Genomic DNA, 10,349 nt, shown 5'->3' with positions numbered 1-10,349 from the left:
ATCTTCAGATCACGACTGGAGGCCGCAGGCCTCCCGGCGGTGTTGCCGATGTGGCGACCACCGCCAGCGTCGGCGGCTTCCGCCAAGGCGCCTGGCGGCGCCAGTCGCGATGGAAACCAGCGCTCCGACAACGGTCCTCTCCACCAACGGTGCCACACCGTTGTTGGAGAATCTTCAGATCACGACTGGAGGCCGCAGGCCTCCCGGCGGTGTTGCCGATGTGGCGACCACCGCCAGCGTCGGCCGCCTCCGCCAAGGCGCCTGGCGGCGCCAGTCGCGATGGAAACCAGCGCTCCGACAACGGTCCTCTCCACCAACGTTGCCACGCCGCTGTTGGAGTATCTTCAGATCACGACTGGAGGCCGCAGGCCTCCCGGCGGTGTTGCCGATGTGGCGACCACTGCCAGTGTCGGCGGCTTCCGCCAAGGCGCGAACGATTAACGTGTCACCAGCTGGCCCGCTTCATTCACGTCCAGGCGCCGGTTGCGCCCGGCCAGCAGGGCAAAGACGGCGGACGCGACGACGATCAGCAGGAGGGCGGTGGTGACGATGCTCAGGCTGATGTCGAACTGCAGCAGGACGCCGATTGCCAGTGGCCCCATGGCGGCCAGGGTGTAGCCGCCGCCCTGGGCCAGGCCGGAGAGCTTGCCGGCCAGGCGCGAGTTGGCGGTGCGCAGTACGATCAGCGTCAATGCCAGGCTGAAGCAGCCGCCCTGGCCAAGGCCGAGCAGTACCACACCGGCCCAGCGCCAGCTCGTGGGGCCGAGCAGCAGCAGCCAGAGGCCGGCGCCGACACAGCCCAGCACCAGCATCAGGGCGGGGCGCTGGTCACGGCTTAAGCGCGCAAGCCAGGGTGCCCCCAGGGCCGAGATGAGCTGCACCATGACCGAAGCGCCCATCATCCAGCCTGCTTCTGACTCCCCGTAGCCCCGGGTCTGAAGCAGGGTCGGTAGCCAGCCGAAGACGATATAGGCCAGTGACGATTGGGTCCCCATATAGAGCATGACCTGCCAGGCGAGCGGCTGAGAGAGCAGTTGGCGCAGGGAACCGCCGCCAGCCGGCTGGGGAGCGGTTAGAGGCGTACGTGGCATGAGCACGATCCAGGCCAGCAGGGCTGTCATACCCAGCAGCGACCAGCTGATCAGGCTGAGTCGCCAGCTTCCCAGCAAGTCCGTCATCGGGATGCTGAGACCGGCACCGAGGGCGCCCCCCAGGCACAGGGCCATGGTATAGACACCGGTCATCAGGTCGGCACCGGCGGGAATCTCACGCTTGACCAGGGCCGGCAGCAGCGTGCCTGCCACGCCGATGGCGGCGCCCACCAGTAGCGTGCCGAAGAAAAGCAGCGGCGTGGCAGGGATCCCGCGCAGCAACAGGCCGGCGATCAGACCGCCGAGGGCTAGTGTCAGGGTGTTCTCAGGCCCCATTCGCTTGGCAAGCCAGGGTGCCAGGGGGGCGAAGATGCCCAAGCAGAGGACGGGCAGGGTGGTGAGTGCGCCGATGGCCAGCGGGGAGAGGCCGGTATCCAGCTGCAGCCTGACCAGCAGGGGAGCCAGTGACGAGAGTGCCGGCCTGAGGTTGAGGCCGACCAATACCATCAGGAACAGGAACAGCACCATGCGAGCGGTGTTGCGCTTCATATCAGCCGTCGTCGCCTCGCCACTCCCGTCCCTTGGGCGGCTTGCTGGATATGCTTGACGCCTCGGTATGCTCGCCGTGGCGGGGTGCAATCAAGGGGTGCTCGTTGGTGGGGGTGCCGAACGTCACTACGCCGGGGTCAAGACTGGCCTTGACCTGACGGCGAATACCGGAGACATCCTCGGTACTGACCAGCAGTTCCTGGTTGCCCTGTCGTTGATGCTGCGCGATCAAGGGGCCGTCGAAGGTCCAGCAACGCTGGGGGACCTGAGAGACATGCCAGGTCCGCCCCTGCCAGTGCGCCTGGGCCTGGGTATCGAACTCAAGCGCCTCCAGCGGTACCAAGGCGGCAAAGAGTCGAGCGTTCAGGACGAGGCCGCCGCCGGCCATGTTCACCGCTCCTTGGTAACGACGCTCATGCAGTTCCGTGAGAACGGCGTTGCGTTTCGTCTGCGGCTCGACTGTGGCCTGCCCGCAAAGGTGGAGCAGGCCATCGTCGATCTGCTTGATGACCCAGACCGGAATGGGCTTTTTGCCGGTCAGCCATTTCAACATTGGCGAGGCTTGTCCAAAGAGGCACGATGATACGCGTTCATCCTATTATCCCCTTATCAGCACGATATAAATTGGCAGGTTACATTGCCATATATCTCAGGAATCTACCTTGCGCCAAATCAGGCTTGACGAACTCCTTGGCCACGGCTGCGGCGTCGGCGTGGCGCTCGACTGTCGTCGCCGTTGCGGTTGCCTTCGCTGCTACGCGAAGCGTTGCCGCGACCACCGCTGCTGTTACCGCCATTGCCGCGCTGCCCCTGTCCGCCGGAGCGCCCACTGCGCCCGCCGCGTCCATTCTCGATGGGTTCGGGCTTGGCATTGGGGTCGGGCTCGAAGCCGGGCTCGATATGCTTGGCCAGGTCGCGCTTGATCAGCCGCTCGATGCCCTTGAGCAGGCCATGCTCGTCGACGCAGACCAGTGAAACGGCCTGGCCGTCGCTGCCGGCGCGGCCGGTGCGACCGATGCGGTGGACGTAGTCTTCCGCGACGTTGGGTAACTCGAAATTGACCACGTGGGGCAGCTCGCTGATATCGAGGCCGCGTGCTGCGATGTCGGTCGCTACCAGCACCTGCAGGTCGCCGGTCTTGAAGGCGGCCAGCGCTTTGGTGCGCGCCGACTGGCTCTTGTTGCCGTGAATCGCCATGGCAGGAATGTCCTGCCTGGAGAGTTGCTCGGCCAGCCTGTTGGCACCATGCTTGGTGCGGGTGAAGACCAGCACCTGGTTCCAGCTGTGCCGGGTGATCAAATGTGCCAGCAGTTCTCGCTTTTTCTCCCTGTCGACGCGATAGATCGACTGATCGACGGTTTCGGCGGTGGTGTTGCGCCGAGCCACCTCGATCATGGCCGGGTTGTCGAGCAGCTTGCCGGCAAGCGCCTGGATCTCATTGGAGAAGGTGGCCGAGAACAGCAGATTCTGGCGCTTCTCGGGGAGTACGCGCAGGATCTTTTTGATGTCGTGGATAAAGCCCATGTCCAGCATGCGATCGGCTTCGTCGAGCACCAGAATCTCGACGTGGGAAAGGTCCACGTGCTTCTGTTGGTGCAGGTCGAGCAGCCGCCCGGGCGTGGCCACCAGCACATCCAAACCGGGGCGGATGGCATCCACCTGGGGCTGCTGGCCGACGCCGCCGAAGATTACGTGGGAGCGCATGGTCAGGTGGCTGCCGTAGTCTGCTACGCTTTCACCCACCTGGGCGGCCAGTTCACGGGTCGGCGTCAGTATCAGGGCGCGAATCTGACGCTTGCCGGGCCGGGGTCCTTCTGCCAGGCGTTGTAGCATCGGCAAGGTGAAGCCGGCCGTCTTGCCGGTACCGGTCTGGGCACTGGCAAGCAGGTCACCTCCATTGAGAACGGCAGGAATCGCCTGGCGCTGAATGGGGGTCGGAATGGTATAGCCCTGTGCCTCGACGGCACGGAGCAGTTCGGCGCGCAGGCCGAGTTCGGAAAAGGTCATGCGGTCTCCGCAGATACGCCTCCGCCGTGCCATGTGCATCTTGCACATGACCAGTCCCGGGCCAAGGCGTGAAAAATTCGGTTCAGGGCGCAGCAGGAGGGACTACAGGTTGCCGCGAAGGCGTATTATGCCACAGTGATAACAGTTGCGCAGCTTGTTCCGACGCCGCCGCTTAGTGCTGCTTCATCACGCTTGGCGATTTGTTCAGGGTCCTAGCGTAGCGTACTCGTCCCCTCATCGGTGGCGGCTTACGGTTGCGGCCACTTGGTCGGCTACCTGGTCCCAGCTCCTCCCCAGGGCTCTCACCAAGGCGGGGTAGCCGTCATCGTCGAGCTCTGTCTCGACGCGGAAGTTGTCCATGGCCACCAGTTCCCCATCCGCTGCCAGCAGCTGCCACTGGCCGCTGGCCACCGCCAGGCCGTCGTAGCGACCCTGGAAACTGTCGACTTCGATCCGCAACAACAGCGCATTGGGCCCCCTGTGGCCGCCTTCGTCGCGCAGGACACGGGTGTCGACCAGGCGCTCGCTCAGTCGTGCCCGCATGCCCCGTTCGAGTTGACGTCCCAGCGGTTCGGCCCAGAGATGTTGGCGTGCCGCATTCAGGCTGATGTCGTCGAGTTGCAGTACGATGCCGTCCACGTCCAGATAATGGGCTAGGCGGGGCGTGCGTACCAGTAGCACCTGCTCGACGTCCGGGGACGCGGAGCGAGCGGCCTCACTGTCGGGCAACATGAAGCGATTGGCGGGTGCGCTGCTGGTGGCACAGCCGCTCAGGCCGAGCAGCATAGCCAGGGTGAAAAGGCCAAGTAATATCCTCATGTGCGGCTCCGTGGCGCAGGTCTCGACGTGGTGAATGGCATGCTCTGCTCCTGATTCAGTTGCGCCTCGGTGCGCGGGGCTGCGGGTCGTCGGCATCCAGGCTGTCGAACAACAGCGCCCGTGGATTCTCGTTGAGCGTGCGGGTGACAGGTTGTAGATCGCGCATTAGCCGATCGAGACGCTCGGCGGCGCCGGTCAGTTCGCGATAGGCATTGGAGTCAGGCGACATGCCCTCAAGCGCCTCCTGCAGGGCCACTAGTGTCGCGTTGAGATTGCTCGGCAGGCCGCGGGTGCCGGGATCGTCGAGAAGGGCCTGCAGCGAGGTGCTCAGTTCACGTACTTCGGTGAGCATCGCTTCCGATGTGACTAGATTGCGGTCGAGGCCGGTCAACAGTGGCTCGATCTCCAGGTTGTTGAGTTTAGTCAGCAGGTTGGTTACCTGGGATTCGATGTGGGCAAACCCGGCCGACGTGATCGGGAAGATGGCCCGATCGCTGAAGGTTTCCGCCACATAGCTTTCGGCCTCGTCACCATGGAAATTGATATCCACGAACATTGCGCCGGTCAACAGGTTGCCCGACTTGAGTGAGGCGCGCAGCCCGTTATCGAAGAGTCGTTGGAAGCGCTGCTCCCACTCCTCGAGATCCACTTCCTGGTTCTCGACGCCCAGCCGCTGCGGTTCGATGCGGATCAGAACCGGGATCAAGAAGCCATCGCGACTCGCCGGCTGTGAGGCGGTAAACTGCCAAGGTACTGCAGCCACCGTGCCGATGCGCACGCCGCGAAACTCCACCGGCGCTCCACGGGACAGGCCGCGAACGGTATCTTCCACTAATAGCACGTACTCCAGGTAACGGTGGAAGGTGCCCTGGCGAGCACTGTCCTCGTCGGGATAAAGGTTGAAGGTGGTATCGTCTGCCACCGGATTGCCACGGGGCAAATCCTCGGGCACACCAAAGGTAACCCCGCCGCCCAGCAGGGCTTCCAGGGACTCGACATTGACCCGGATGCCATCGGCGTCCAGGCGTAGGTCGATGCCGCTGGCCGACCAGAATCGTGTGGTGTTGGTGACCAGTCGATCATAGGGACTTTCGATGAAGATGCGCTGGTCCATGCGGCGGGCCTTGGCATCGAAGTTGGTCTCTTCCACGCGTCCCACCGTATAGCCCTGAAAGGTGACGGGGTCACCGGGGCGCAGTGAGTTGCCGAGCTGGCTGATCAGATTGACGCGAACACCGGCGGCATCCGCCGGGGCCACCGGGGGCTGGTCGCTTACCTCGAATTCCCGTATGCCCTGCTCGCCCCTGCCAGGCTGCAACTGGATGAAAGCGCCGGAGAGCACGGTGCCCAGGCCGCTGATGCCTTCGCGGCCGATGCGCGGCTTGACTACCCAGAAGCGACTGCCCTCGGTCAGCATGGCCTCGGAGTCCGGCGCCATGCGCGCGGAAATTACGATATGGGTGAGGTCGTCGGAAAGCTGTACCCGTTCGACGCGCCCCACCTCGACGTTGCGGGTCTTGATCAGGGTGCTGCCAGCCTCGATGCCTTCGGCGTTGGACATGGTCAGCGTGATCAGCGGGCCGCGACTGCGATAGTTGTCGTACACCAGCCAAAGTCCGATCATGATGGCAACGATAGGGACTATCCAGATCGGTGACAGACGTGCCTGGGGCGAGGGCTTGGCGCGGTGCATGTCCCGGGTATCGTTTTCGTGGGGTGTCTCGCTCATTCACAGATTCCTTGCGGGTCGCGGGTTTCACGCGGCGGCGGCGTGTCCCAGATCAGGCGTGGGTCGAAGGTCATGGCGGCCAGCATGGTCAGCACCACGACACTGCCGAAGGCCAGTGCGGCGGGTCCCGGGGTGATGGACATCAGCGACCCGGCGCGGATCAGGGCGACCAGGATGGCTACCACGAAGACATCAACCATGGACCAGCGGCCGATGAACTCGGTGAGGCGATAGAGACGCGTGCGCGTGCCGGCGTTGAGTTCGTCGCTGCGATTCACCACCAGGCACAGCCAGGCCAGTGCCACTAGTTTCCCCACCGGTACGATCGCGCTGGCAGTGAAGATCACTACCGCGATCGGCCAGGAGCCCATCTGGATCAACTCGACGACACCGCCAATGATGGTCGAGGGCGTGGTATGCCCCAGGCTGGTGGTGGTCATGATCGGATAGAAGTTGGCCGGCACATACATCACCACGGCGGCGGCCAGCAGGGCCCAGGTTCGCTGCAAGCTATGCGGCATGCGGGCGTGAAGTCGCTCTTCGCAGCGTCGACATCGGCTTGTAACCTGCGGTGAGACTCGGTTGACCAGGCCGCAGGTTGGGCAACCAGTCAAGCCCTGAGGGGCCGCGGTCTGGCCCGTACGGGCTCCTTCCGGCGCCAACGGTTCTCCGGTGAGAGAGAACCACATCCAGTCTGAATCGAGGGATTGTGTGGTCGACAGCAGCAGAATGGCGAAAGCGCAGAAGGCCCAGAAGGAAACACCGAGCTCGATTTGGGCAATGCCGGCGATCTTTATCAGGCTGACCAGGGCGCCAATAATGAACACGTCCGCCATCATCCAGGGGTGCAGGTGGGAGAGCGAACGGGCAATATTTCGGCTGACAGGCAACGGCTCGCCACGCAAAAGGCCAAACTGCAGCCAGATCACACCTAGCAGGTAGACGGTGGGCAAGACCAGGATGGTCAGGATCACGGCGACCGCGACGAGGGGCTGATGGAAGCCGATTAGCGTTGTGGCGGTCTGGGAAAGTTCGATGTTGTTACCGATTCCGCCGACGCTGAAGCTGACAAACGGGAAGGAGGCCGCCAGCATGAGCGCGATGAGCGCCGATACGGCCAGGGCCATGCTACGTTGGGCCGGCCTATGGTGACGCGTGGCCAGCGTATGCCCGCAGCGGGGACAGTCGGCCTTCTGCCCGCCACGCAGGGGCGGCAGCGCGACCAGCCAGTCGCACTCGTGGCAGGCGCGTAGACGCCGCCGCGAGGTGCGCGCCTCGGGCGGGTACTGGTCGACCAGTGGCTCGCCTCGAAGCAAGCCAGCAGTTCTGAGCGTTTGTATGGGTTGCCTGGGCACCGGCGTCGTTTACCTGAAGAGTTTAACCTGAGACGAAAAGAAATGGACGCCACTAACTGCCGGTTGGCAGTGGGCGTGATGTCGATATGCCAATGGCGTCAAACGAAAGTGTGACATGTTGACGGCACGCATACCATATACAAACATTCGGCACTGAATGTTCCCGAGGAAATGGAATGTTGCTACCCATTCTCGCTGTCATCGGCGGTCTCGTTCTGTTGGTATGGAGCGCTGAGCGCTTCGTCGACGGGGCTGCTGCCTCGTCTCGTCAGCTGGGTGTTTCGCCGCTACTGATCGGCATGCTGGTGCTCGGCTTCGGTACGTCGGCACCGGAATTGATGGTATCGGCACTGGCGGCGGGGCAGGGCAATCCAGGGCTGGCGCTGGGTAATGCCTACGGCTCAAATATCGCCAATATCGGGCTGATACTTGGGCTGGTGGCGCTGGCTTCGCCGCTGACGGTGCACTCAGGGGTGATTCGCCGGGAACTACCGTTGCTGGGTGGGGTGACGCTACTGTCGGCTCTGTTGATGTGGGGCGGGGTGATCGGGCGCATGGAGGGCAGCCTGCTGCTTGTGCTGCTGGCTGCTTTTATCCTGCTGAGTATCTTCCAAGCTCGCCGAGCGGGGCCGGACCCCCTGGCGGTGGAGACCGAGGAGAGCCTGGTGGTGAAGCGCATGTCTCTCAGGGTCGGAGTTGCCTGGACCCTGGTGGGCTTGCTGCTGCTGATCGTCAGTTCGCGCATCCTGGTGTGGGGGGCGGTGGCCATCGCCCAAGGTTTTGGCGTCAGCGACCTTATCATTGGGCTCACCGTGGTGGCGGTGGGCACATCGTTACCAGAGTTGGCCGCATCGGTCAGCGCGTTGCGGCGGGGCGAGCATGACCTGGTGCTGGGTAACGTCGTCGGCTCGAATCTCTTCAATACGCTGGGGGTCGTGGGGCTTGCCGCGGTGATCATGCCCCTAGAAGTGGGAAGTGAGGTACTGTTGCGGGACTGGAGCCTGATGGCGGTGATGACTACGCTATTGGTGGTCTTTGCCATGGGCTGGCGGGGGCGCCCGGGACGCATCAATCGTATCGAAGGGGCGGTGCTGCTGGCTCTGTTCCTCGGCTACATGCTCTTCATGATACGGCTTGTAGTATTGTCTGGCGGTGCTTGAGACGCTCGAGACTCGATAGGGGCCAGGGATGATGCGACAGTGTGCTGCGACAATGAACGCCCGTCGCAGTACGGCACCACACCAGCGGGGCTGCTAGGCTCACCACAGTGTCGAGGTGGAATGCGTCACGGCAAGCCAGGACGGCGTTGCCGGAAGCAAAAAGCACACGGAGTGCATCCGCATCCCTTAGACGTGAATTCTTCGCAGCCAAGAGGCATTACGTCATGGAACTTGATCCCCTGTTGCTGTCGCGATTGCAGTTCGCTTTCGTGGTTTCCTTTCACGCCATCTTCCCGGTCTTCACCATTGGCCTGGCGTCCTACATTGCCGTGCTTCACGCGCTGTTCTACAAGACCGGCAACGCGGCCTGGGACCGTCTGGCCCAGCTCTGGACCCGGGTCTTTGCCGTGGCGTTCGGCATGGGGGTGGTGTCGGGTATCGTCATGTCGTTCCAGTTTGGCACCAACTGGAGCAACTTCGCCCAATCCACTGCCAATTTCATGGGGCCGATGCTGAGCTACGAGGTGGTCACCGCCTTCTTCCTCGAAGCGGCTTTCCTTGGCGTATTGTTGTTCGGTCGTGGCCGGGTGCCCCCCGGGGTGCATCTGTTCGCCGCCATCATGGTGGCGGTGGGTACCTTCATTTCGACCTTCTGGATCCTCTCCGCCAACAGCTGGATGCACACGCCGGCCGGGGTCGAAGTGATCAACGGGGTCTTTCGCGTGACGTCCTGGAGCGAGGCGATCTTCAACCCGTCGTTTCCGTTCCGTCTTGCCCACATGGCCATGGCATCGTTCATTACCGGTGGTTTCGTGGTGGCCGGGGTCAGCGCCTGGTACCTGCTGATTGGCCGCGACGTGGAAGCCAACCGCAAGGCGCTCTCCATGTGTCTGTGGATGCTGCTGGTGCTGACGCCGAGCCAGGCCCTGGTGGGCGACTTCCACGGCCTCAATACCCTCGAGTACCAGCCCACCAAGCTGGCGGCCATGGAGGGTAACTGGGAGACAAGGGAAGGGGCGCCGCTCCTGCTGTTCGCCTGGCCGGATCAGGCGGCCCAACAGAATCGCTTTGAATTCGGCATTCCCTATGCGGCGAGCCTGATCCTGACCCATGAGCTGCATGGCGAGGTGCCGGGCATCCTCGAGGCGCCACCCGAGGAGCAGCCGCCGGTTGCCCTGGTGTTCTGGTCGTTCCGACTGATGGTCGGCCTTGGTTTCCTGATGATCGCGGTCTCCCTGGCCAGTCTCTACCTACGGCGGGGCGGGCGAATCTATCACTCCCGCCGATTCTTGCAGGTGCTCAGGCTGATGTCGGTGACACCCTTCATTGCGGTGCTTGCCGGCTGGGTTACCACCGAGTCGGGGCGAGCCCCCTGGCTGGTCTACGGGATGATGACTCACGCGGAAGGGGTCACGCCGTCGCTGACCGGTGGCATGGCGCTGTTCACTCTCGTCGGCTACGTGATGGTGTACGGGGTGATCTTCTATGCCGGCACCTATTATCTGACGCGGGTCATCCGCTACGGCATGCAGCCAAGGGATGAAGAAAAGTTGGTCGACGACTTCGAGACCCCCAAGCGGCCATGGTCGGCTGCCAGCACACCCTTCGACGACGACCCCACCAAGATGGAGGGCTGAGC

The 10,349-nt window shown here is 63.3% G+C and carries 8 protein-coding genes; 2 read left to right on the top strand and 6 right to left on the bottom strand.

Annotation, left to right across the window (positions count from 1 at the left end):
• Nucleotides 1-437: 437 nt before the first annotated feature.
• The 6 genes from DU490_RS14170 to DU490_RS14145 all read right to left on the bottom strand — a co-directional run bounded on the left by DU490_RS14170 (nucleotide 438) and on the right by DU490_RS14145 (nucleotide 7,511).
• Nucleotides 438-1,640, bottom strand: coding sequence for an MFS transporter (locus tag DU490_RS14170; protein WP_258801672.1), 1,203 nt, complete (start codon nucleotides 1,638-1,640; stop codon nucleotides 438-440).
• A gap of 1 nt (nucleotide 1,641) precedes the next feature.
• The gene (locus DU490_RS14165; protein WP_114574927.1) at nucleotides 1,642-2,193 is read right to left on the bottom strand and encodes a hypothetical protein; all 552 of its coding nucleotides are present in this window, start codon (nucleotides 2,191-2,193) and stop codon (nucleotides 1,642-1,644) included.
• Between the two features lie 119 nt (nucleotides 2,194-2,312).
• Nucleotides 2,313-3,647, bottom strand: a complete 1,335-nt coding sequence (locus DU490_RS14160; RefSeq protein WP_114574926.1) for a DEAD/DEAH box helicase — start codon at nucleotides 3,645-3,647, stop codon at nucleotides 2,313-2,315.
• Between the two features lie 234 nt (nucleotides 3,648-3,881).
• Nucleotides 3,882-4,466 carry a membrane integrity-associated transporter subunit PqiC gene (locus DU490_RS14155; RefSeq protein WP_114574925.1) on the bottom strand — a complete coding sequence of 195 codons (585 nt, stop codon included), beginning with the start codon at nucleotides 4,464-4,466 and terminating at the stop codon, nucleotides 3,882-3,884.
• A 55-nt stretch (nucleotides 4,467-4,521) separates the two neighbouring features.
• Nucleotides 4,522-6,195, bottom strand: coding sequence for an intermembrane transport protein PqiB (gene pqiB / locus DU490_RS14150; protein WP_114574924.1), 1,674 nt, complete (start codon nucleotides 6,193-6,195; stop codon nucleotides 4,522-4,524).
• Nucleotides 6,192-7,511, bottom strand: a complete 1,320-nt coding sequence (locus tag DU490_RS14145; protein ID WP_114574923.1) for a paraquat-inducible protein A — start codon at nucleotides 7,509-7,511, stop codon at nucleotides 6,192-6,194. The genes pqiB and DU490_RS14145 overlap by 4 nt, the downstream gene beginning before the upstream one ends.
• Nucleotides 7,512-7,726: 215 nt before the next feature.
• On the opposite strand from DU490_RS14145, the gene DU490_RS14140 reads away from it, so the two are divergent.
• A complete protein-coding gene (locus DU490_RS14140) occupies nucleotides 7,727-8,710 on the top strand; it encodes a calcium/sodium antiporter (RefSeq protein WP_114574922.1) in 984 nt (327 codons plus the stop codon).
• Nucleotides 8,711-8,934: 224 nt separating this feature from the next.
• Nucleotides 8,935-10,347: a cytochrome ubiquinol oxidase subunit I gene (locus DU490_RS14135; protein WP_114574921.1), complete on the top strand. Its 1,413-nt coding sequence runs from the start codon at nucleotides 8,935-8,937 to the stop codon at nucleotides 10,345-10,347.
• The last annotated feature ends 2 nt before the right edge of the window (nucleotides 10,348-10,349 follow it).

It is taken from the genome of Halomonas sp. DQ26W (assembly GCF_003339685.1).
GTDB lineage: Bacteria > Pseudomonadota > Gammaproteobacteria > Pseudomonadales > Halomonadaceae > Halomonas.
The sequence above is the reverse complement of the archived record's forward strand: the minus strand, read 5'-3'. Positions and strand labels throughout refer to the sequence as shown.